Source organism: Thalassotalea insulae, from assembly GCF_030161395.1.
Lineage (GTDB): Bacteria > Pseudomonadota > Gammaproteobacteria > Enterobacterales > Alteromonadaceae > Thalassotalea_E > Thalassotalea_E insulae.
Map to the genome: position 1 here is coordinate 2484513 of NZ_BSST01000001.1, position 22076 is coordinate 2506588.

Sequence of the window (22076 nt, forward strand, 5' to 3'; positions counted from 1 at the left end):
TGCTTAGCTTAAAACGCCTGAATGTACTTCAGTATCAAAAAGATTTTTGATTAACAGAGCGAATTCTCTAATGAACGTCTTTTGCTCTTGTGTTGCGGGATTATTGACGACACCAGATAAGATTTCTTCTAAGTCATAAACGATAGCATCGACTTCTCGAATAATGATATTGCGTTGATTAAAAGTCAGCTGTTCATTTTGGCTACATACCATAATAATCTGTTCAGTTAACTCTTGTTCGATAACTTCCATAATCGATCTCTCGTTTAAGGAATGGCCTGCAGCGTTTTCAAACAAACTTAAATGCTCAGTTAAATATTCGATGATATGCACATAACCATCAGTGTCGGTAACCATAAACAACCTTTGTCTATTACAAGTAAGTTCAATACTACTCTTACTATGGAAAAACAATCAAGTTTTGTCTATTTATTCATAAAGATTGCAAGTTAATTGAAGAATAGCATTCATTCTAGGTAAAACAATATTGAAATATTGCTTTTGCGATTTACACTTTTGTAACTCTTTAGTAATAAATATGTCTGCGTACCTGTGCTGTTAACCGAGTGAAAATTTGTTATTTATTGTACGCTTTTAATTACATCCGAAATATGATTAACCAGTGGTTTTTAATTAATTTATTGTTTTACAAAAGGTTATGTCGCAAGCTTTCATTGATTGGTGTAGCAAGCTACTAAGGTATTTAATATGCAGAAAGCGCTTGAAAAATAATTTTAATCAGGCAGAATTGTATGCGGATGTTACTTGTTGTAACAATTGCACATATGTTAATGTCAAAATATAAAAATAAATAATTATATTAGTCCAGAGAGAAACATACTATGAGAAATAGATACGCAAAAACCTTCAAAAGGTCGATTGCTGCTGCTGCAGTATCTGCCGTTTTAGGTATGTCTACTGCATATGCAGAAGATATTAAAGGTAATGTTGTTGTAACAGACGGCACTATCGCTGGCGTTACAGTGAAAGCTGTTAACAAAGCAACAAATACTACTCGTACTGTAGACGTTAACGCAGATGGTTCTTACCGTCTTGCTAAACTTCCTACAGGTTCATATGAAGTAACCGTTTCTAAAGGTGATACGGTTTTAGCCAAAGAAACGATTCGTGTTTCTTTAGGTAATAACACGAACGCTGACTTTAGCGTTGAGTCTTCAGTAGAAGTTATCAGTGTTACTGGTTCACGTGTTTCTATGGTTGATGTATCTTCTATGGATTCAGGTTTAACTATCGGTGAAGGTGATATCGATAGAATGCCAGTTGCTCGTAACTTAACGTCTGTTGCATTATTAGCACCAGGTGTTGTGTTAGGTGATAGCAAATTCTCCGGTGCGGGCGTTGGTTTCGCTTCATTCGGTGGTTCATCAGTATCAGAAAACTCGTGTTACATTAACGGTTTAGAAGTAACTAACACTCGTCAGGGTTTAGGTTGTGGTTCTGTACCGTTTGAATTCTATAACGAATTCCAAGTAAAAACTGGTGGTTATTCTGCTAAGTTTGGTCGTGCAACTGGTGGTGTAATCAACTCAAACACCAAAAGTGGTACTAACGATTGGGAATTTGCAGCAACAGCTACATTCCAACCTGACAGCTTAAGAGAAGAAGGCTCAGTATCTCGTCAAAATGGTGGTACAGGTCGTATTTTCCGTGATACCCGTTCAGACGTTGATGGTTCTACTGAATTTACTTTATCAGCAGCCGGTCCTATCATCGAAGATACGTTATTTATCTACGCGTTAGTTAACCCAAGAGATACAGAAAGAAGCTACACTGATTTTAATGGTCGTGACCAAGAAAATGGTGTCTCTGAATTTCGTGAACGTAATTCAGACGGTTCAGATAACTTATTCTGGGGCGGTAAAATCGACTGGGATATCAACGAAGATCACCGTTTAAGCTATTTTACTTATTCAAATGAAAACACAGCGATTGAAGACATTTATCGTTTTGATGGTCAAACAGGTAAGCGTGGCCATGATTTAATTGATCAATCAATTCGTGAGCGTGGTGGTAAAGCTTGGAGCCTAAGCTATACAGGTTATATCACAGATGAATTAGTTGTTAGTGCAATGACTGGTAACATCCGCACTGAGTACACTACTAATATCGCAAACCAAGAGTGTGCTTCAGTAGCTGATTCTCGTGATACTTCTAACCCAGCTCAAGGTTGTGGTTCTGGTGGTCGTATCGGCCAAAACTATGATGATAATGAACAAACACGTATTGATATCGAATATCAATTAGGTGATCACACTATTTCTGCCGGTTACGATTACCAAAAACGTTCATCAACTAACCGTATTGATAGAATGGCCGGTGATCACGCTTGGACTTATAACACTATCGCAGCTGATGGTAATTTAACTAGTAGTGGTATTAACTACACTAACACTACTGGTGCAGCGCATGATTACGTAGCTGACCGTATCTTTATTGGTGGTGGTGACTTCTACTCAGACTTAAAAGCTTACTATATCGAAGATAACTGGCAAATCACTGATAACTTATTGTTATCAATCGGTGGTCGTATCGATGAGTTTGACAGCTATGCTGTTGGTGGTGGCTTATTAACGTCATTTAAAACAGACTTAGCACCGCGTTTAGGCTTTAGCTGGGATGTTAATGGTGACGGTGAGTCAAAACTTTACGGTACATTCGGTCACTACTACTTACCGGTAGCAAACAATACTATCTATCGTGTTGGTTCTGGTATCAGTGATTCAACTGCTTACTATACGTTTGACAGCATAGATCCTGCAACGGGTAACCCGGTTAACCCAACACCAATTACAGGTAATTTAGGTACTTCTACTTCAGTAAGTAGCCCGTCGATTGCACCTGCAAATGAAGTGTTCCAAGCAAAAGAAGCGGATCCATTCTCTAAGCAAGAGTTTATCTTAGGTTATGATCGTTCAATCAACGACAACTTATCTGTTTCAATTCGTGGTACTTACCGTACTATCTTAAGTGCATTAGATGATTACTGTGGTAAGTATTCTTACCCTCACTGTGTCATGTTAAACCCAGGTGAAGCATCAAGCTGGTATAAAGATGGTTTATACTGGACTGGTTCTGCATGGACTGAAGACAGCAGCTGGGGTAATGTAGATGGCCAACCAGATCCTGGCTCATTACGTAAGCACACGAAAGAAGAAATCGGTTTACCTGAAGCGAAGAATGACTACTTAGCATGGCAATTAGGTGCTAAGTATAATCAAGACAACTTCCGTTTTGATTTCACTTATACTTGGTCACGCAGTACAGGTAACTTCGAAGGTGGTGTTAAATCAGATATCGGTCAAGCTGATGCGGGTCTAACTCAAGACTTTGACTTTGCGGCATTGATGGATGGTGCTGATGGTTATCAAGCAAACGACCGTCGTCACGTATTCAAGTTCTTCGGTAGCTATGACTACAATGATGACTTAACATTCGGTATCAATGCGACATTAGCAAGTGGTAAGCCATTAAATATCTATGGTAAAGGTCATCCAAGTGACGATCCTAACTTGTTCGGTGGTTGGGGTGATTTCTTCTATACTTACCACGGTTGTGATTTAACATTCGACGCTGATGGTGAAGAAGAGTGCTTAAACGAGAACAAGAACTATACTAAGCACCCACGTGGTACAGCAGGTAGAACATCTTGGACATTCAACATCGACCTTTCTGCAAGCTATATGTTTGAAGTATCAGGTATCGACATGAGAGCATCAGTTGACGTATTCAACGTGTTAAACAGCCAACAAATCACTTCATTAAACGAACATTATGAAGCAGGTTCTGAAGGTAGCTTTAACTCTTGGTACGGCGCTGCATACTCTTGGCAAGCACCACGTTACGTTCGTTTCGGTTTAGAAGCACGCTTCTAAGCTAAACCAACAGTAACTAATTGAAAAAGCCTGCATTATGCAGGCTTTTTTATATCTCTTCGAAAAGTTTGGTGAACTTAATAATACAAAAGAGCCATTTAACTTAATTTGAATGGCTCTTTTAGTTTATTGGTTTATTTTGTTGCTTACTAAGTACTAAATAACGGTGTGTTGTATTAGATAGTGCTTGGGATTACCACTAATGTTTAGTTGCTACTAACAAATGCGCTAGTTGCTGCTCGCCAAACTCATAAGTGGTTAAACAATAATCACAAGTCATACTGATATTGCCTTGTTCTGCAAGAATACTTTTAATCTCGCTTGGTTCTATTTGGGCAATGGCATTTAAACATTTTTCTGCTGAGCATGAACATTGATAGCTCACCGCTTGCGGATCGAATAATCTTACCTGTTCTTGATGATATAAGCGATACAGCAAGGTTTCAGCATCTAATGAAAATACCTCTTCTGGTTTAATGGTATCGGTGAGCTGGCATAGATGCTCAAAGTCATTTAGCTGTTGTTCTTTATTTTCGCTATCGGGTAATAATTGCACTAAACTGCCAGCCACTTGTTGGGTTTGGTCATTATGGAATAACCAGATTTTAGTTGGGATTTGCTCTGATACTTCAAAGTAATGAGCGAGACACTGAGCCAAGGTAGCTTTTTCAAGTGCAACCACTCCTTGATAGGGCTCGCCTTTACTCGGACGAATCGTGATCACCATATTCCCGTTACCAACCAACTCTCTTAAACCGGTTTTATTCGTTTGTTCAGTTAATTTAGCGATACCACGCATTTGCTGCAAATGATTGCCATTCACAGCGAGGTAACCAATAGGACCATCTCCCTGCAATTGCACGGCTATTTCACCTTCAAACTTTAAAGTGGCGGTTAATAAACAGGTGGCCGCAACTAACTCACCCAATAATTGCCTGACACCAGCAGGATATTCATGAGCTTGAATGATTTTCTGGTAAGTGTCGCTAAGTTGTACAAGTTCTCCTCGTACATGTAAATCATCAAATAAATAACGATGTAAAATATCAGGTTGAGTGCTCACTCTTAGATCCTTTCTTTAAATTGTCGAAGTTGACGACGTTGTTTCTTGTCTGGTTTGGTCTCTGAAGCAGGATTCAATAATACCCCCTGCTTTCTCGCTAATGCATTTCGTTCTCTTGAAGCAATACTTTGTTCAGTTTCCTGATATAAGGTTTGGGCAAAGGTTGCATCCCGACGCTTGTCTGCTAACGCGGTGACTATGACCTCTTTCTCTTCGTAGCCCTGACGCAGTTTAATAACATCGCCTATTACTACATTCTTGCCTGATTTGGTGCGTTGGCCGTTATAAAAAACCTTACCACCGTCGATCATTTGTTTGGCAATGGCGCGGGTTTTATAAAAACGAGCCGCCCATAACCACTTATCCAGTCGAGCTGAGTTGTTTGCATTCGCTGTTTTATCTTGTTTCATATTTTTGTCATAAAAAAATAGAAAAATTGCATTAAGCCTATATTGGTATATTTTACACGATCACAACGGTTATTTTGTTAATATTGTCGAAAAATACTGTAGAATTCTTGTTGCTGAGCGTTTGCTCAAGTATCATCGGACAACGACGAAATCAAAATAAAGACAAATTACTATAAAAATGAGATTTCCAACAGATTTGACAACGTTAACGGTAATGTTGTCTAAGTTACCTCAAGAAAAAATGGCAAAATTAGTCAGCGCATTACTGCTATGTTATATCGCATACTTGTTTGCGCAACTGACTTGGTTATTAATACCACAAGCAAATTCTGTCAGCGATACAGTGATTAAGTCGCCGAGTCAAAGTAATATAACGAAGCAGTCTAAGACTGATATCACGGCGTTAATCAAATTAAATTTATTCGGTGTTTATAATGAACAACCTAAGGTGCAAGAGGTCAAACTACAAGATGCGCCAGAGACCACTTTACGGTTAACCTTATCAGGTACTGTTGCGAGTGATGATCCGAAAATAGCCGCAGCAATTATAGAAAATAATGGTAAACAGGAAACTTATGGGGTCGGTGATAAGATAACCGGCACGCGAGCGACATTAGAAAGTGTTGCTCAGGACCGGGTATTAATAAAACAGTCCGGGCGATTGGAAACTTTGATGTTAGACGGTTTCAAGTATCAAAAAGCATCAAACTCTGCTCAGAAGTTTAGCAATGCTCAGCCGAGTTCACCGATTATTGCACCAAGCAAGCCTAATATAATAGATCAACGTGATAATCGCTTGTTAAGTGAATCAGCGAAACAATTAAAACAAGATATAAGCAGTGATCCGGGGAAAATAGTGGATCATTTAAAAATAGCACCTAAGCGCCGTGATGGTGAAATAGTGGGTTATCAATTAATGCCGGGTAATAATCCGGAGTTTTTTAAAGCCTCAGGCCTAAAGTCCGGGGATATTGCAGTACAAATGAACGGCTTAGATTTAACGCTGCCCAGTGAAGCTGCACAAGCATTGCAAGCCTTAAAGCAAGATAGTGACTTATCATTGCTGGTAGAGCGAGACGGTGACGTAATAGAAATACTTTTTAGTATTGAACAATAATAATTTTCGAGTGTATAAGGAATTTTTCATGCGCAAATCAAAACGTGCGCCTTGGTTATCACGAGCCTGTTTCGTGCTATCAACAGCCTTGGTTTTTAACGGTTTAGCCGTTACGGCTATTTCTGCTAATGCCGCTCAGTATTCTCCCAATTTTAAAGGCACAGACTTAACTGAATTTATCAACATCGTCGGTAAAAACTTAAAGAAAACCATGATAGTTGACCCTAATGTGCGAGGTAAAGTTAATGTTCGCAGCTATGATCTATTAACCCAAGAGCAGTATTATCAATTTTTCTTAAATGTCCTAGAAGTCTATGGCTTTGCTGCCATTGAAATGGATAACAACATCATTAAGATTATTCGCAATAAAGCAGCAAAATCTGCGGCTACACCGTTAGTGGATGATGAAAATCCGGGCATGGGTGATGAAATGGTCACCCGAGTGATTGAAGTGAAAAATGTTACCGTTCGTGAGCTTTCTCCTTTATTACGTCAAATGTCCGATCAAGCAGGTGGTGGCACTGTAGTAAATTATGATCCTGCCAATGTTTTTATCATGACCGGCACAGCTGCAGTAGTGAATCGTTTAGCGGAAATTATTAAGCGGGTTGATAAAGCAGGTGATCAATATGAACAAATCATTAAATTACAACATGCTTCCGCTGGTGAAATGGTCCGGATAATTGAAGCCTTAAATAACGAAAGTCGAGGAAAATCAGGAACTCCAAGTTTCCTTATTCCAAAAATTGTCGCTGATGATCGTACTAACAGCGTAATCGTCAGTGGTGAGAAACAAGCACGGGAGCGCATTGCTAAACTGGTTGCCCGTCTTGATAGTGAACTGGAAAATAGCGGCAATACTCGAGTTTATTACCTTAAATACTCGAAAGCGGAAGAGCTGGTAGATGTTTTAAAAGGTGTTAGTGAGTCGATTGAGGCAGAAGAGAGTGCTAGTAAAGCTAAGTCTCAACGTAATAATAAACGTAATATCAGTATTGAAGCTCATAAGGATACCAATACCTTAGTGATCACCGCTCAACCGGATATGTTGCGCTCGTTAGAAGCGGTCATTCGTCAGTTAGATGTTCGCCGTGCTCAAGTATTGATTGAAGCGATTATTGTTGAAGTATTTGAAAGTGATGGGGTAAATCTTGGCGTTCAATGGGTTGATGAAAGTGGTGTGATGACCCAGTTTACTAATGGCCCAGCACCAATTAGTGCGGTTGCTGCGGCTGCAGAGGCTGCAAGAACCACTAAAGGTGATTATGTTCCTACTGAATATAACAGTGACGGAAACGTAATTCGAGAAGGCTTCTTCCAAAATGAAGTTAAAGGGGATTATTCGTTAGCAGCTCAATTACTGGGAACAGTTAGTGGTGGCATGTTCGGTATTATGAAAAATGGTTGGGGAGCAATAGTGCAGGCGGTCAGTGCCGATACTAATTCAAATATTCTGGCGACACCGAGTATTACTACCTTAGACAATGAAGAAGCGGAATTTTTGGTTGGTCAGGAAGTGCCGATTATCACAGGTTCGACAACGGGTAATAACAATAGTAACCCTTTCCAGACAGTTGATCGTCAGGAAGTAGGGATAAAATTAAAAGTGACTCCGCAGGTAAACGAAGGTGCAGGTGTTCAACTTACTATTGAACAGGAAGTCTCTTCGGTGAGTGGAGCAACAGGTGTCGATATCTCAATCAATAAGCGCGAAATTAAAACCACGGTGATGGCAGACAACGGCGCGACTATTATTCTTGGCGGGCTAATCGATGAAGATGTGCAAGAAAGCGTGCAGAAAGTACCATTATTAGGAGATATTCCTATTCTTGGCAACTTGTTTAAATCGACGAGTAATACCAAACGGAAACGTAATCTTATGGTGTTTTTGCGTCCGACTATTATTCGTGACGGTAAGTTGATGAATCAAATCAGTAAAGAGAAATATAACTATATTCGCGCTGATGAACTGCGTAAACAAGAAGATGGTTTAGAATTAATGGATGATGAAAAACTGCCATTATTGCCACAGTGGAATGAGCAATTAGCATTGCCGCCATCCTTTGATGAGTATATGGACAATAAAAAGCAGGCTAAATCAGCAACTGAATCATCTGAGCAAGAGTAATTATGATCCCTGATGAATTAAGCCCGGAACAGTTGCCAGTAGATAAAGTATTGCGCTTGCCATTTGGTTTTGCCAAGCGACATAGCGTGCTACTGAAAAATGAAGATGATCAGTTAACTTTACATTGCGTCGTTAATGTTACAACTGACATTATTATGGAAGTGCGCCGGGTAGCTAAGCAAAGCTTTAATATAGTGACGGAAACACCAGAAAAATTTGAATTGTTATTAACAGAGGTCTATCAGCGAGATTCCTCTGAAGCTAAACAGATGATGGAAGATATTGGCAATGAGGTTGATTTATACTCTTTAGCTGATGAGATGGTGGAAACTGAAGACTTACTAGAAAACGAAGATGATGCACCGATCATTAAAATGATCAATGCCATGCTCAGTGAAGCGATCAAAGAAAATGCTTCAGATATCCATATTGAGACTTTTGAGCAGGCACTGCAAATTCGTTTTCGGGTTGATGGCGTGTTACGTGAAGTCTTAAAGCCTAATCGTAAGCTAGCGTCATTATTAGTTTCTCGTATTAAAGTCATGGCTAAACTGGATATTGCTGAAAAGCGTATTCCGCAAGATGGCCGTATTTCTCTGCGTATTGCTGGCCGCGCGGTTGATGTTCGGGTTTCGACTATGCCGACCGGGCATGGTGAACGTGTAGTTTTGCGTTTATTAGATAAAAATGCTGCTCGTCTAGACCTGCAGGATTTAGGCATGACAGATGGTAACAGAGAAAAGTTTTCTCAATTAATTGATAAACCACATGGCATTATCTTAGTTACAGGTCCAACAGGTTCAGGTAAATCTACGACGCTTTATGCAGGTTTGAGTCAAATCGATCATAAGCAGCGTAATGTCTTAACGGTAGAAGATCCGATTGAATATGCCATTGAAGGTATCGGACAAACTCAGGTTAATACCAAAGTGGATATGACCTTTGCTCGAGGCTTAAGAGCGATTCTACGACAAGATCCTGATGTGGTGATGGTTGGTGAAATTCGCGATCTGGAAACAGCACAAATTGGTGTACAGGCGAGTTTAACCGGGCATTTAGTGTTGTCGACCTTGCATACCAATACTGCCGCTGGGGCGATTACCCGGATGGAAGATATGGGGGTTGAGCCGTTCTTACTGTCTTCAAGTTTATTGGGAGTGCTGGCACAGCGCTTGGTCAGAATGCTTTGCCCACATTGTCGAGAAAGTCATTTGCCGGATGATGAAGAATTAAACATTTTAGGCTTGCCTAAAGGCAATTCATCTCCTATTTATCGTGCTGTCGGTTGCAATGAATGTAGCTACAAAGGCTATAAAGGGCGAACCGGTATTCATGAGTTGTTACTGGTGGATGAAGAAGTACGAGAGCTGATCCATAATGGCAAAGGGGAACAGGCGATAGAGAAAGTGATCCGTAAATCTACTCCCAGTATTCGTCGTGACGGCTTTGATAAAGTGCTGGCGGGAATTACTACGCTGGAAGAAGTCTTACGTGTTACTCGGGAAGATTAGATTTATTCATGGCTGCATTTGATTATCAGGCGGTTGATAGCCGCGGAAAAATTAAGAAAGGGGTGATTGAAGGCGATACGCCCAGACAAGTGCGTACCTTGCTGCGTGACCAAGGGTTAATGCCGACAGAAGTTACTCCAAGCTTAACTAAAAACAAACAAAAGCAAGATGCGCAGGGGTTTAGTCGCGCTAAAAAAATCTCGGCAACTGAGCTGGCTTTGCTGACCAGACAATTGGCAACGTTAGTTGAATCAGGCCTACCATTAGAAGAAGCCTTACTCGCGGTAGCTGAGCAATGTGAAAAAAATAATCTGAAAAGCATGGTGATGGCGGTACGGACTAAAGTTACTGAGGGTTACGGTTTAGCCGAGAGTATGGCGGAATTTCCTCAGGTATTTAATCATCTATTCCGTGCTATGGTGGCGGCGGGTGAAAAGTCCGGCCATCTTGATAAAGTGTTAGATCGACTGGCAGACTATACTGAACAGCGCCAACAGCTACGTTCCCAAATGATCCAAGCCATGGTTTATCCAAGCATTATGACTGTGGTAGCCATTGGTGTGATTGTGGTGCTGTTAACTTCAGTGGTACCGCAAATTATTGGTCAGTTTGAGCATATGGGGGCAAATTTACCGGGAACGACCAAATTCCTTATTGCTAGTAGTGAGTTTTTACAAAACTATGGCTTGGGAATTTTATTGCTGTTGGTTGTTGTACTGATGATTTTTTCACAATTAATGAAAAAAGCCGACTTTAAATATGCCGTTCATCAAAAGTTATTAATTTTTCCTGGTTTGGGGAAAGTAGTGCGTGGTGTTAACACTGCGCGTTTTGCCCGAACTTTGAGTATTCTGACCGCTAGTGCGGTACCGTTATTGGAAAGTATGACTATTGCCGGTGAAGTACTGGATAATTTATTTATTAAAGAAAAAGTTAAACAGGCGGCAGACAAAGTGCGTGAAGGCTCTAGCCTAAGATTATCATTAGAGCAAACAAAACTTTTCCCCCCTATGATGCTCCATATGATAGCCAGTGGTGAAAAAAGCGGTCAACTTGAACATATGCTTGGCCGGGCGGCTGATAATCAGGACCGAGAATTTGAAGCATTGATCAATATTTCGTTAAAAGCAGTAGAACCGGCAATTATGGTATCGATGGCAGGTATCGTACTTTTTATTGTCATGGCAATTCTTCAGCCGATTCTACAATTGAATACCTTAATAGGAAGTTAGTATGAAAAAATATAGTGTGATTAACCGTCAATCAGGTTTTACTTTATTAGAAGTGATGGTGGTGTTAGTGATCATAGGTATTATTGCCAGTATGGTGGTACCAAACCTTATGGGCAGCCAGGATACTGCGCGTGAACAAAAAGCCGTGATTGATATCGGTTCATTGGAAACTGCCCTCGGCATGTACCGTTCGCAAAACTATAATTACCCGACCACAGAACAAGGGTTAGAAGCACTAGTGGAACAAACTGAAATTGAGCCATTACCTAAGCGTTTTCCTGAAGGCGGTTTTATCAAACGTTTGCCTAAAGATCCTTGGGGCAATGATTACCAATTACTAAACCCGGGTGAACATGGCAAAATGGATGTTTTTTCTATGGGACCTGACGGTGAGGCAAATACTGATGATGATATCGGTAACTGGAACTTAGGCGATTATCAGTAAGCCTTGGCGCAGTTTGTAGCGATTAACAATAGCATGATGAATCACCGCGCTCAGCAAACACAACCTTCAGGTTTTACCTTGATTGAGGTGTTATTAGTGATTGTTGTTATTGGTCTTATGGTCGCGGCGGTGCAGCTCAACTTTAATGCCAGTAAACCGGAAAAATTGTTAGAGCAGGAGAGTGCGCGCTTTGCCGGTGTATTTAATCTTGCCGCTGAATACGGTTTATTAAATAACATAGAGCTCGGGTTATTTGTCAATGAAAATAGCTATCAGTTTGTCGGCTTTGATGGCGTTCGTTGGGTTGAAATTCCTGATAACAAGCTGCTCGCAGCGTATCAATTGCCAGAATTGATACAAATGACATTAGTGTTTGATGATCTGCCGATGGAGCAACCGAGCTTGGTTAGCAGGGAGCTGTTTCAGCCAGATGATGAAGCGCTAGATGAGATGCAATCTGCCACAGAGCAAGAGCAACCACCTATTATTCCGCAAGTCTATTTGTTATCCGGCGGTGATATCACACCGTTTCGTATAGTGTTCTCGTTGGTGGATACCGGATATATAGAGCAAGATGTCGCTTATGCCGTAACGGGATTATATAGTGCGCCAGTTACCGTTTCTGAGCCGATAGTTGACGGTGATTTAGCGATTACTAATAGAGACAGTAATGCGTATTAAATCAATTGTTGGCTTCACTTTAATTGAGGTCCTGCTAGCACTATCTGTATTTTCTCTCGCTGGTATTGCTTTATTAAGTACCGCTGACACTCATTTCAACAGTTTGAATCAATTAGAAAATAAGATGGTTGCAGATTGGGTTGCTTCTAATCGGTTGGTTGAAGCGCATCTCGATGTTAGCTGGCCGCCGAAAAATAACCGCAAAGGTAAAGTTGAAATGGCGGGACGCGAATGGCATTGGTTACAAAAAGTGATTAAAACTACAGATAAGGATATGCGCGCTGTGGTGATTGAAGTGCGACTCGATGAAAAGTCAGAGTTAGCGCTCACTAGCATGATGACATATGTTGCCAAAGGTACGGGGTAATAAGCATGCGTCGTTGTCCTAATCAATTCAGTGGTTTTACCTTAATCGAAGTGTTACTCGCTGTTTCCATTTTTGCGGTGATTAGCCTGGCGAGTTTTAGCATTTTTGATGGCGTCATGCAGAGTGAACGCACCTCGAAAGAGCAAATGCAGCGGCTTAATGCCATTCAGCGAGCGTTGATTGTTATTGAAAGAGATTTTTTACAAATTGCGCAACGTTCGATACGCTTTGATGGGGAAGCGCCATTAAATGATTATATTTTTAGTGATAGCAGCAGTTTTTCGTCAGAGCAGGCGATCGCCTTTGTTCGCGCCGGCTGGACTAATCCTGGGTTGTTGATCCCACGCAGTGACATGCAATCGGTTGCTTATCGAATAAATGATGAAAAGCTTGAACGTTTACATTTTAATTTTGTTGATGCGGTTGTCGGTGAAGAACCTAGAGTGCGAGTGTTACTGGAAAATGTTACATCGATTGAACTGCAATATTATTATGATAAAAAATGGCAGGAACGGCTTGTTGCTCAGCAACTGCCAAAAGCCATAGAGCTGTCGATAGAAACACAGGATTTCGGTACCATATCGCGTAAATTTTTAGTGGCAGATAAGGCGTTAGCCACTACTAATCGCAGTAATAGAGCTTCTCGTGATACTGACAAAGATGGTCGGGGAAATGAAAATGTTAACCCTAATAACGCTAAGGGGGAGCAGTGACACAACTAAATAAGGGAAATAATCGTGGTGTTGCCTTGATCACTGTGATGCTCGTGGTAGCACTGGCGGCAATTATAGCGACGCAGATGCTAGCAAGATTACAATTTCAGGTGCAGCGCACTAATAATATTGGTTTTAATCAACAGGCCTACTGGTACGCTATGGGCGCGGAAGCCTTTGCTAAACGGGTGTTATTAACTGCATTTGAGCAAGACAATGATGTTACCCATTTAGGACAAGTTTGGGCTCAAGGTAAAACCACTTACCCAGTAGATTTCGGTGAAATTAGTGGTGAAATTACCGATATGCAGGCTTGTTTTAATTTAAATGCCTTACGTCAGGAGAGTGGCGGAACTAGCTCTGGTGGTCAAAAAAAGCCATTGGCCCGAATGGCATTTCAGGAGCTAGTGCTAGCGTTAAACATTGACGGTGTCGGTAGTTTTGAAGCGGAATATATGGCGGATGCACTCGCCGACTGGCTGGATGCGGATACTGCGATTGCCAGTGCTGGTGGAGCGGAAGATAATGATTATTCGGCAAAAGAGTTTCCATATTTACCGGCAAATAGCTTGCTAGCCAGTGTCAATGAGTTGCGGGTGATTGAACATTTTACAGTTGAAGTTATTCAGGCATTAAAGCCTTATATATGTGTATTGCCTGCCAGCAGTCTGCATCAGATTAACATCAATACTATTTCGTTAGAACAACCGGAATTATTACAAGCATTATTGGCTATTTCCCGCGATGAGGCTGAGCAGATCTTGTCTGCTCGCAGCGACGAAGGTTTTCAAGATATCAATAGTTTTTTTAGTTTGCCGGAAGTGAGTAAACTGAAATTAAGTGATGAACAAAAACAGCAGTTTGTTGTTGACAGTGAATACTTTAAACTAGCTGCAACAACTAATTTTAACGACAGTTATTTTCAACTGAATTCAGTGATGCAAGTAACTAATAATAATCAAATAAATGTGGTAAGCCGCACGATAGGACGTGATTAATGGCGGAAAATTTAATTATCCGGTTAGGTAGCCAACAAAGTGATAAAGTCCATTGGTTGGTCTGGTCGAATACCGAACAAAATATTATTGCCAGCGGTGAATTATCTAATGCTGAGCAGTTAAGTCAATTGCAAGAAAAATCATTAACGCGACAGACGGTCGTGGTAGTACCGGCAGCTGATATTGCCTTTAAAAGCTTGCAAGTTCCGGCAAAATCTAAAAAAGCCATGCAGCTAGCTGCTCCTTTTATGGTGGAAGATGATTTAGCGCAAGAGGTTGAACAGTTATTTTTTGCTTATGGCGAACCGAAAGTGTCTGAGGCAGAGTGCAATTGTTTTATGGCAATAGTTGAACGGGCGCAAATGCAGTCTTGGTTGGCCTGGTTGGAGCAGGCGGGTATTAAAACTCGCTCGATTATTCCTGATATTTTGTTACTACCAGCGGCTGATCAACATTGGCAAGCGATTACACTAGATAACTCAGTATTGTTGCGGCAAGGGCCTTGGCACGGGTTAGCGATTGACAGTACTTTATGGCCGAGTATTAGTGCTAGTTGGTTAGCAGAGCAAAATCAGCCTATAGACGCATATTCTGAATTACCGCAATCAGACGCCGAGCTACAAATTAACGCTCAACCTGAAGAGTTGCCTTTAGCATTATTGGCTCAGCAGTTAGAGCAACAAAAATTTAATTTGCTACAAGGGGAGTTTGCCGTCAAATCTGAGCGTTCTCCTCTAGTGAAAACCTGGGCTTGGGCTGCAGGTTTTTTGCTTGCGGCGTTACTGGTCAATGTTATCGTTAAATCTGTTACCTTGATGCAAATTCACGATCAACAATTAGCGGTCGAGCAAGAAATTATTAAACAATATAAAGCGGCATTCCCGCAAACTAAACGGGTGCGTATTGCGACAATTCGTTCTCAGTTAAAACGTAAAATGAGTGAAGTTGGTGCTAGCGAAGCTGGTGCTGAGTTCTTATCTTTATTGGCTAAAGTACAGCCAGCATTTGCAAAAGTACCTTCGTTAAAACCTGACTCACTACGATTTGATAGCAGGCGTAATGAACTAAGGTTACAGGCAAGCGCCAATGGCTATCAGCAATTTGAACAATTTAAAGTTCAACTGGAAGCTCAACAGCTCGAGGTTTCACAAGGTACTCAGAGTAACCAAGGGGATAAAGTCTCAGGTGCGTTGAGTATTAAGGCGCGTAATGGAGGGCGATCATGAAGGCGTGGTGGCAACAACTTAATGCACGAGAGCAGCAATTAGTTAGTGCGCTCAGTGCTGTGTTAGTGATCTTTATTTTATATAGTTTTATTTGGCAACCGTTAAATAACAATATTGAAAATGGTCATCGTAAGTTAAAACAGCGACAAGAATTACTGACTTGGGTAACAACTCAAACTCTGCGTTATCAGTCGCTTAAAGGTAATGCTGTCAGTAAAAGTACTGGTAGCCTATCAAGTATAATTAACCGTTCAGCTAAAGCGTATGATATCTCAATCGCCCGAATTCAACCTCAGAGTAATGATGTCCAGGTCTGGATTGATAATATTGCGTTCTCACAGTTACTGTTATGGTTGGAGCAATTATCCAATAAGGAAGGCATTGAAGTGCTAAATATCGATTTGACTCAAGGGGAACAAGCCGGAGCAGTGCGCGTTAAACGCTTGCAATTAGGAAAAAGTTAATGAAAAAAACGTCTGTTGTAGTGACAAGCTTTGTTTTTGTCTATTTGATGTTCGTTGTTGCGTTATTACCTGCGCGTTTTGTGATGCAATGGGTGAACTTACCTCATAATGTTAAGTTAGGACAAATTGAAGGAACGATTTGGCATAGTCAACTTGACGCGATAAAAGTCGATAACTGGCTAGTTGAAAAGTTAGAGGCGAAATTAAGTGTATTATCGCTACTGACATTAGATCCACAAATTGATGTCACCTTTGGTGATGCATTATTAGCAGGCCCTGAAGGGCGAGCCAGTATGTCAGGCTTTTTATCTGAACTAAAGTTAACAGATGTTCAAGTCAATTTGGCTGCTAATCAGATTGCCTCACAACTGCCTTTACCTGTTCCTGTGACAGCGCATAGTACGCTTGACATCGTGGTTGAAGAGTTTGTTGCCGGTAAAGAAGTCTGTCAGCAACTTGATGGCGATATTCGCTGGTCGAAAGCAGCAGTGACCGCATTGGAACAAAAAGTGTCGCTTGGTGCCTTGCACGCTAAATTGGCTTGCAAGCAAGGAAATGTTGAGCTGACTTTAGATGAAGCGAATGATTTAGGTATGAGTTTTACCGCTTTTATCGGTGGTGGCGGACGCATGTCCGGTGACGGCTATCTTACTCCTAAAGCTCAGATGCCAGCGGAAATACGTCAGTTGATCCCGTTTTTAGGAAAAGCGGATAATCAGGGACGATATCGATTAAGATTCTAGCGTCTCTGGATTAAACTTATAGGCGTAGATATCATCCACTAAGTCGTTGAAGTTAGTGATGGATGGGTAACCTTTTATTTCCCTTGCTTGTTGCTGACTATCGGGGTTCGCTACCGCCAGTAAGTGCTTAATGCCAAATTCTTTGGCGGAAGCTAGAATATCCAAGCTATCGTCAACAAATAGAGTTGATGCTAAATCAAATGGTTCGGTCTGTTTTAATTTTTGCCATAGTTCTTGTGATTCTTTCGTCACGCCAAACTCATGCGTGGAATAAAGTTTGTTAAAGTATTTATCTAACTGGGTCCGCTCTACTTTTAACGATAAACTATCCGGATGTGCATTGGTTACCAGAATGATCTTGCGTCCGGTGGCTTTAAGGGCATTTAAAAATAATTGTGCGTCATTGCGCAGTTGGATCAGGTGCTGTACTTCACGTTTTAACATAGTGATCGGTAACTGGGTTTGTTCCGCCCAATAATCCAGGCAATACCAGCCAATAGTGCCAGCAACTTCCTGATATTGCTGTTGTAATTGTTCTTTAGCCTGGGCTAAGGGAATGTTGTCTCGTTCACTGACTCGTTTTGGCAAATGCTCTAACCAAAAGTGATTATCAAAATGTAAGTCAAGAATAGTGCCATCCATGTCCAGTAAAACAGTTGAAATTTTTGACCAATCAAGCATAGATTTTTCCTAGTGAAACAACTTATTATAGATAGTATATCTAATCTTATTCGGCAGTTCTCAAGTATTCTATTTATTTGACTCATATTATGGATGAAAAAAAAGCGTTACCTCAAATTCTGCATCGTAAACAAGTGGCAAAAAGCAACCTTTTTGCTATCGAACAGCTCGAACTAAAATTTAGTAATGGCGTCGAGCGTGTCTATGAAAGAATGCAAGGTGCTGGACGAGGTGCGGTGATGATTGTTCCCTTCGTGGATAATGACACTATACTGTTAGTTAAAGAATATTGTGCGGGTACCCACAGTTATGAATTGGGGTTTCCTAAAGGGTTAATTGATCCTGGTGAGCAGGCAATTGACGCAGCAAACCGGGAACTAAAAGAGGAAATAGGCTTTGGCGCAGGGCAGTTAATAGCGCTGCAAACGGTGGCGATGGCACCGGCATTTTTTGCTGGTTCGATGGAAATATTTTTAGCACAAGAACTTTATCCGCAAAAGCTAGAAGGAGATGAACCCGAGCCTTTAGAAGTGGTTGAATGGCGGCTCAGCGATTACCAACAGCTGTTGAGCCATCCAGACTTTAATGAAGCACGCAGTATTGCCGCCCTGATGTTAGTTGTTGATCAAATGAAGAGTAGATAATGAATTTAGAGCAATTGTTGACCATAGCTATCGACAGTAGTAAGAAAGCTGGTATTGAAGTGGCAAAACATTATCGCCGCGGTGATTATTCGTCAGAGATTAAAGAAGATAATAGTCCGGTAACTAGTGCTGATATTGCTGCCAATGATGTCTTGATGGATGAATTACAACGATTAACACCTGACATCCCGATTATTTCTGAAGAAGTGGGAGCATTGCCATTATCACAACGTAAACAGTGGCAACGTTATTGGTTATTAGATCCTATTGACGGTACTGGCGAGTTTATTATTGGCAGCGGTGATTTTGCCGTCAATGTGGCATTAGTGGAAAATGGCTGGCCAGCGATAGGTGTGATCCACGCACCGGATCATCAGCTAACTTATTACGGTCAAAAAAATTTAGGCGCTTTTAAAGAAAATATTAAGCAAAGCATGGCGATAAAGGTGGCTCCGTATGACGGTCAAAGAAAGATAAAAGTGGCGATTAGCAGACGTCAGCAGCTAAGCCTAATGGCTCAATACTTAAGTGATGATTTTGATTATCAACATATAGCGCTTGGTAGCTGTTCTTTAAAAAATTGCTTGATTGCTGAAGGTGGTGCAGATTGCTATTTACGTATTGGCCCAACCGGGGAGTGGGACACCGGTGCCAGTCAATGTATTTTAGAACAAGCAGGCGGTACCATTTTAGACAGTGAATTTTCCGCTTTGTCATATAATCAAAGGGAAAGTTTGAAGAACCCAGATTTTATTTCTTTAGGTTCAGCGCAAATTCCCTGGAAAAAAATCATTCGCCCCCACCGGGCACAAAGATAACATTTATTAAATAAGGGAATACCTATGAAAAAATTACTTTGGCTTAGCACATTCTTATTGGCTTTTCCTGTGTTTGCCAATTGGCAGCTTGATAAGCAAAACTCTGTGGTTAGTTTTACTACCTTTAAAAAGGAACATATCGCAGAAAATCATCGTTTTCATAACCTTAATGCTAATGTCTCAGCACAGGGACAGGTCGAGTTAACAATCGATTTAACCAGTGTTGATACTAATATAGCCATTCGTGATCAGCGCATGAAAGAGCATCTTTTTAATGTCAATAGCTTTCCAACAGCGATGTTTACAGCGCAGTTAGAGCAAAAGGTACTGCAACAACTAACTTCTGACAGCAGTCAAATGTTAACACTAAAGGGCAAGATAGAGCTTCATGGTCAGACTCAGGCCGTTAGCGTTGAAGTTTTAGTGAGTAAAATGGCAAATGGCTTTTTAGTTACCAGTTTGGCTCCGCTATTAATTAAAGCGCAGGACTTTGAACTAGTAACTGGTATTAATAAATTAATGGAGCTTGCTAAGCTACCCAGTATCAGTCATACCGTACCAGTTAGTTTTACCTTAAGTTTTACTCGTGAGTGATTTGTTGGGATTTGAATTGTTCAGCGGGTAAAATATTAACGGTTTGATACAGTTCTGAATACACCAAAACTACCTGATTTTGCACAAGTTGCTGATGGACTTGTGCAATCTTTTCTTCAAAAGCAACATCATGGTCTCCATAATCTGTCCCTTCACGTAAAATAAAGGCTTCGATAATGGCATTGAGGGTATCGGCTGTCAGTGACTGGTAAGGGATCAACATAGTGAAGATTTCGTTATTTAAACGGATGAATGCTTAAGCTCAGCTTCGCATAAATAATGCGTTTCTAACAGTTATTTTTACTGACTTCCGCGTTATTTTAATGTGAAAAATCCTACATGTTGTAGGCTTTTAGCTGTACTTACTGACTAGATCAATTGATTGATCAACAAGCCCTTACGGGAATCTTCGTCTTTTTTATTAATAATTGCTGTTTGTAATAACGTGGAAACTTGTTGTTGCTCTGCGGTTGTCTTAGCAAAATCTGTATCTTCAATACGTGAACGTGATGCCGAGACATTGACTCGTGTGGTTTCATAACTGACAGACTGGCTACTTAGGGCGTTACTATTTGCACCTAAAGCCGCAGCGTTTTCATTGATAGCAGTAAGCGCCGTTTCTAGTGCAGCTTGTGTTGCTTCAGGATCACTAGCATCAAGGCCAGCAAGGAAATTTGGATCGCCTAATGCTTCGCCGGCTACGGTGTTGATTTGTTCTGTGATTTGGTCAAATTCACCCTGAATAGCATTATTATCACTTAAAGGATTCGCTGATTGAATGGATAACACATTGGCTCGTTGTAGCCCTTCAGAAATCGAAGATAACTGTCCTTCCTGGACATTATTGGTGTTAACTTGATCCTGGGCATTATAACTAAGCTGTTGGTAACCATCGATTTGCGAAGTCAATCTACTGGCTATTTGCAGACCCGCAGCATCATCGGCAGCACTATTAATACGTTTACCAGACGCTAATTTTTCGTCTTTTTCCTCTCGCTCTTTGCTAAGTCGATCGATAACACTTAGTGCTGGAGAAGATTGATTAATAGATAAAGCCATAATGTACCCCTTTAAACAATGCTAAGTGTTACTTATCACTTATACACGCGGCGTAAAGTATAGCAGAAAACACAAATTTGGTCACATTATAAACAATGTTAGATATGAACAGGTTAGATAAATTGAAGCTAATCCTGTTCAATTCATATTGAATAAAAAGTTGGTTATTAGTTAATGACTGTTTTCAATATTTTTTAAAAAGTAATAAACATAAAAACCACAGATACCTAAGACAATTGCTAAACCGATGAATGAGATTAACACTACAGGATCATTGATTAACATATCGAAAACGTTCATGACAAACCCCTTGCTTAATTAGGGCATGTTGATCTTTCATGGTTGTTTTTGTAGTACTTTGTTTAGCATGAACAAAAATCAAACAGCAAAGTCAACACGCCTCAGATATATTCCACATAAATTATGGGTTTATTTTATACCTGATAAGCAAGGACGAAATGATACAGATCAATATTCTGTGATAAATTCGCCGATATTGATTTAATAACTCGCTTGACTGGCTTTTTTCGCTCTTAAGTCTATTTGTTCAAGAATCTGCTCATGGAGTGATTCTGCGCGCTCTCGACCTGTTTTGATGTCTTCAATACTGAGTTTATGTTCATCCATGTCTCTACTTTTCTCAGCTGGCTTATAGCCACTTTTAGCGGCAATATAATTCCATACGTAAGACATATTAAGATCTTTCTTAACGCCACGTCCTTCAAAATACATCAGTGCTAAATTAAATTGTGCTAACGCATAGTTCTGTCTGGCCGCTTTCTTATACCAGGTGACTGCACGCTTAGAATTTTTATTGACGCCGATACCATCGGCATACATCACTCCTAGATTAAATTGTGCACTGGCTAAATTTTTATTGGCAGCCTTTTCCATTAGCACAAAAGCCGTTTTTAGATCTTTATCGACAACTTCTCCCTCACTGTACATCACCGATAGAGAAAATAATGCGTCAGGGTAATTTTGGGCTGCCGCTAAAGTTAATAATTCAAAGGCTTTTTGTGGGTCTTTTTTCACACCCCAGCCGTTTAAATGGATCATTGCCATTTGATATTGCGCCGGGGCATATTGTTCTGCTAACAGTGGTTCAAATTCTGCTATCGCTGCTTTAAACTCACCACGGTTTAATTGAAAAATACCTAACTCTAAATCACCGTCAAAACTAAAAACTGATGCACTTGAAGTTAGTGCAAGAACCAGTACTGCTCGTTGTAATCTTTTCATGGGGCACCCAAGTCGTTAATTATTTTGTTAATTATTAGTTTAATATT

24 protein-coding genes are annotated in these 22076 nt (G+C 40.6%); 16 read left to right on the plus strand and 8 right to left on the minus strand.

From position 1 onward, the window contains the following. Positions 1-3: 3 nt before the first annotated feature. Entirely contained in the window at positions 4-357 is a 354-nt protein-coding gene (locus QQK06_RS11315) for a DUF3802 family protein (RefSeq protein ID WP_284244783.1), read from the minus strand. Between the two features lie 485 nt (positions 358-842). Here QQK06_RS11315 and QQK06_RS11320 point away from each other — a divergent pair, with 485 nt between their 5' ends. Beyond that, a complete protein-coding gene (locus QQK06_RS11320) occupies positions 843-3893 on the plus strand; it encodes a TonB-dependent receptor (RefSeq protein ID WP_284244784.1) in 3051 nt (1016 codons plus the stop codon). Between the two features lie 199 nt (positions 3894-4092). Here the strand turns inward: QQK06_RS11320 and hslO are convergent, their stop codons facing one another. Continuing rightward, complete coding sequence (gene hslO / locus QQK06_RS11325; protein ID WP_284244785.1) at positions 4093-4956, minus strand: Hsp33 family molecular chaperone HslO; 864 nt, start codon at positions 4954-4956, stop codon at positions 4093-4095. A 2-nt stretch (positions 4957-4958) separates the two neighbouring features. Next, positions 4959-5366: a ribosome-associated heat shock protein Hsp15 gene (gene hslR, locus QQK06_RS11330; RefSeq protein WP_284244786.1), complete on the minus strand. Its 408-nt coding sequence runs from the start codon at positions 5364-5366 to the stop codon at positions 4959-4961. Positions 5367-5544: 178 nt separating this feature from the next. Between hslR and gspC the strand changes: the two genes are divergently transcribed. The 12 genes from gspC to QQK06_RS11390 are packed head-to-tail and all read left to right on the plus strand — an operon-like array spanning position 5545 to position 16991. Next, positions 5545-6483: a type II secretion system protein GspC gene (gene gspC / locus QQK06_RS11335; RefSeq protein ID WP_284244787.1), complete on the plus strand. Its 939-nt coding sequence runs from the start codon at positions 5545-5547 to the stop codon at positions 6481-6483. A gap of 28 nt (positions 6484-6511) precedes the next feature. Continuing rightward, positions 6512-8611 carry a type II secretion system secretin GspD gene (gspD, locus tag QQK06_RS11340; RefSeq protein WP_284244788.1) on the plus strand — a complete coding sequence of 700 codons (2100 nt, stop codon included), beginning with the start codon at positions 6512-6514 and terminating at the stop codon, positions 8609-8611. A gap of 2 nt (positions 8612-8613) precedes the next feature. Next, positions 8614-10122, plus strand: coding sequence for a type II secretion system ATPase GspE (gspE, locus tag QQK06_RS11345; RefSeq protein ID WP_284244789.1), 1509 nt, complete (start codon positions 8614-8616; stop codon positions 10120-10122). 8 nt (positions 10123-10130) lie between these two features. Further along, positions 10131-11354 carry a type II secretion system inner membrane protein GspF gene (gspF, locus tag QQK06_RS11350; protein ID WP_284244790.1) on the plus strand — a complete coding sequence of 408 codons (1224 nt, stop codon included), beginning with the start codon at positions 10131-10133 and terminating at the stop codon, positions 11352-11354. A 19-nt stretch (positions 11355-11373) separates the two neighbouring features. Then, positions 11374-11799: a type II secretion system major pseudopilin GspG gene (gene gspG / locus QQK06_RS11355; RefSeq protein WP_284246614.1), complete on the plus strand. Its 426-nt coding sequence runs from the start codon at positions 11374-11376 to the stop codon at positions 11797-11799. A 33-nt stretch (positions 11800-11832) separates the two neighbouring features. Next, positions 11833-12480 (plus strand): type II secretion system minor pseudopilin GspH, encoded by a 648-nt coding sequence (gene gspH, locus QQK06_RS11360; protein ID WP_284244791.1) that lies wholly within the window; start codon positions 11833-11835, stop codon positions 12478-12480. After that, positions 12470-12847 carry a type II secretion system minor pseudopilin GspI gene (gspI, locus tag QQK06_RS11365; protein ID WP_284244792.1) on the plus strand — a complete coding sequence of 126 codons (378 nt, stop codon included), beginning with the start codon at positions 12470-12472 and terminating at the stop codon, positions 12845-12847. The genes gspH and gspI overlap by 11 nt, the downstream gene beginning before the upstream one ends. Before the next feature lie 5 nt (positions 12848-12852). Then, positions 12853-13560: a type II secretion system minor pseudopilin GspJ gene (gene gspJ / locus QQK06_RS11370; RefSeq protein WP_284244793.1), complete on the plus strand. Its 708-nt coding sequence runs from the start codon at positions 12853-12855 to the stop codon at positions 13558-13560. Next, on the plus strand, positions 13557-14558 hold the full coding sequence (gene gspK, locus QQK06_RS11375; protein ID WP_284244794.1) for a type II secretion system minor pseudopilin GspK: 1002 nt from the start codon (positions 13557-13559) through the stop codon (positions 14556-14558). The genes gspJ and gspK overlap by 4 nt, the downstream gene beginning before the upstream one ends. Further along, positions 14558-15784, plus strand: a complete 1227-nt coding sequence (gene gspL / locus QQK06_RS11380) for a type II secretion system protein GspL (protein WP_284244795.1) — start codon at positions 14558-14560, stop codon at positions 15782-15784. Before gspK ends, gspL begins: the two co-directional genes overlap by 1 nt. Beyond that, complete coding sequence (locus QQK06_RS11385; protein WP_284244796.1) at positions 15781-16248, plus strand: type II secretion system protein M; 468 nt, start codon at positions 15781-15783, stop codon at positions 16246-16248. Before gspL ends, QQK06_RS11385 begins: the two co-directional genes overlap by 4 nt. Next, positions 16248-16991, plus strand: coding sequence for a type II secretion system protein N (locus tag QQK06_RS11390; RefSeq protein ID WP_284244797.1), 744 nt, complete (start codon positions 16248-16250; stop codon positions 16989-16991). The genes QQK06_RS11385 and QQK06_RS11390 overlap by 1 nt, the downstream gene beginning before the upstream one ends. On the opposite strand, the gene yrfG is transcribed toward QQK06_RS11390, so the two are convergent. Beyond that, positions 16980-17672 (minus strand): GMP/IMP nucleotidase, encoded by a 693-nt coding sequence (yrfG, locus tag QQK06_RS11395; protein WP_284244798.1) that lies wholly within the window; start codon positions 17670-17672, stop codon positions 16980-16982. The two genes, QQK06_RS11390 and yrfG, sit on opposite strands and share 12 nt — an antisense overlap. Before the next feature lie 89 nt (positions 17673-17761). Between yrfG and nudE the strand changes: the two genes are divergently transcribed. From nudE to QQK06_RS11410, 3 genes are read left to right on the plus strand one after another with little or no spacing between them, the layout of a single operon-like run. After that, the gene (gene nudE / locus QQK06_RS11400) at positions 17762-18316 is read left to right on the plus strand and encodes an ADP compounds hydrolase NudE (RefSeq protein ID WP_284244799.1); all 555 of its coding nucleotides are present in this window, start codon (positions 17762-17764) and stop codon (positions 18314-18316) included. Continuing rightward, positions 18316-19134: a 3'(2'),5'-bisphosphate nucleotidase CysQ gene (cysQ, locus tag QQK06_RS11405; protein WP_284244801.1), complete on the plus strand. Its 819-nt coding sequence runs from the start codon at positions 18316-18318 to the stop codon at positions 19132-19134. Before nudE ends, cysQ begins: the two co-directional genes overlap by 1 nt. Before the next feature lie 24 nt (positions 19135-19158). Next, positions 19159-19728, plus strand: coding sequence for a YceI family protein (locus tag QQK06_RS11410; RefSeq protein ID WP_284244802.1), 570 nt, complete (start codon positions 19159-19161; stop codon positions 19726-19728). Here the strand turns inward: QQK06_RS11410 and QQK06_RS11415 are convergent. The 4 genes from QQK06_RS11415 to QQK06_RS11430 form a co-directional block, all read right to left on the minus strand. Continuing rightward, positions 19715-19951 carry a YheU family protein gene (locus tag QQK06_RS11415; protein WP_284244803.1) on the minus strand — a complete coding sequence of 79 codons (237 nt, stop codon included), beginning with the start codon at positions 19949-19951 and terminating at the stop codon, positions 19715-19717. The two genes, QQK06_RS11410 and QQK06_RS11415, sit on opposite strands and share 14 nt — an antisense overlap. A gap of 146 nt (positions 19952-20097) precedes the next feature. Continuing rightward, on the minus strand, positions 20098-20787 hold the full coding sequence (locus QQK06_RS11420) for a flagellin (RefSeq protein WP_284244804.1): 690 nt from the start codon (positions 20785-20787) through the stop codon (positions 20098-20100). 171 nt (positions 20788-20958) lie between these two features. After that, on the minus strand, positions 20959-21087 hold the full coding sequence (locus QQK06_RS11425) for a DUF3149 domain-containing protein (RefSeq protein ID WP_284244805.1): 129 nt from the start codon (positions 21085-21087) through the stop codon (positions 20959-20961). Between the two features lie 201 nt (positions 21088-21288). Then, positions 21289-22029, minus strand: coding sequence for a tetratricopeptide repeat protein (locus QQK06_RS11430; RefSeq protein WP_284244806.1), 741 nt, complete (start codon positions 22027-22029; stop codon positions 21289-21291). Positions 22030-22076: the final 47 nt, after the last annotated feature.

Coding starts and splice junctions, on each gene's coding strand:
- QQK06_RS11420 (WP_284244804.1), bottom strand. CDS start 20,787: ATGGCTTTATCTATTAATCAATCTTCTCCAGCACTAAGTGTTATCGAT.
- cysQ (WP_284244801.1), top strand. CDS start 18,316: ATGAATTTAGAGCAATTGTTGACCATAGCTATCGACAGTAGTAAGAAA.
- gspJ (WP_284244793.1), top strand. CDS start 12,853: ATGCGTCGTTGTCCTAATCAATTCAGTGGTTTTACCTTAATCGAAGTG.
- QQK06_RS11390 (WP_284244797.1), top strand. CDS start 16,248: ATGAAAAAAACGTCTGTTGTAGTGACAAGCTTTGTTTTTGTCTATTTG.
- hslR (WP_284244786.1), bottom strand. CDS start 5,366: ATGAAACAAGATAAAACAGCGAATGCAAACAACTCAGCTCGACTGGAT.
- gspF (WP_284244790.1), top strand. CDS start 10,131: ATGGCTGCATTTGATTATCAGGCGGTTGATAGCCGCGGAAAAATTAAG.
- QQK06_RS11415 (WP_284244803.1), bottom strand. CDS start 19,951: ATGTTGATCCCTTACCAGTCACTGACAGCCGATACCCTCAATGCCATT.
- QQK06_RS11320 (WP_284244784.1), top strand. CDS start 843: ATGAGAAATAGATACGCAAAAACCTTCAAAAGGTCGATTGCTGCTGCT.
- gspC (WP_284244787.1), top strand. CDS start 5,545: ATGAGATTTCCAACAGATTTGACAACGTTAACGGTAATGTTGTCTAAG.
- QQK06_RS11425 (WP_284244805.1), bottom strand. CDS start 21,087: ATGAACGTTTTCGATATGTTAATCAATGATCCTGTAGTGTTAATCTCA.
- gspD (WP_284244788.1), top strand. CDS start 6,512: ATGCGCAAATCAAAACGTGCGCCTTGGTTATCACGAGCCTGTTTCGTG.
- QQK06_RS11430 (WP_284244806.1), bottom strand. CDS start 22,029: ATGAAAAGATTACAACGAGCAGTACTGGTTCTTGCACTAACTTCAAGT.
- QQK06_RS11315 (WP_284244783.1), bottom strand. CDS start 357: ATGGTTACCGACACTGATGGTTATGTGCATATCATCGAATATTTAACT.
- gspE (WP_284244789.1), top strand. CDS start 8,614: ATGATCCCTGATGAATTAAGCCCGGAACAGTTGCCAGTAGATAAAGTA.
- nudE (WP_284244799.1), top strand. CDS start 17,762: ATGGATGAAAAAAAAGCGTTACCTCAAATTCTGCATCGTAAACAAGTG.
- yrfG (WP_284244798.1), bottom strand. CDS start 17,672: ATGCTTGATTGGTCAAAAATTTCAACTGTTTTACTGGACATGGATGGC.
- gspH (WP_284244791.1), top strand. CDS start 11,833: ATGATGAATCACCGCGCTCAGCAAACACAACCTTCAGGTTTTACCTTG.
- QQK06_RS11385 (WP_284244796.1), top strand. CDS start 15,781: ATGAAGGCGTGGTGGCAACAACTTAATGCACGAGAGCAGCAATTAGTT.
- gspI (WP_284244792.1), top strand. CDS start 12,470: ATGCGTATTAAATCAATTGTTGGCTTCACTTTAATTGAGGTCCTGCTA.
- gspL (WP_284244795.1), top strand. CDS start 14,558: ATGGCGGAAAATTTAATTATCCGGTTAGGTAGCCAACAAAGTGATAAA.
- QQK06_RS11410 (WP_284244802.1), top strand. CDS start 19,159: ATGAAAAAATTACTTTGGCTTAGCACATTCTTATTGGCTTTTCCTGTG.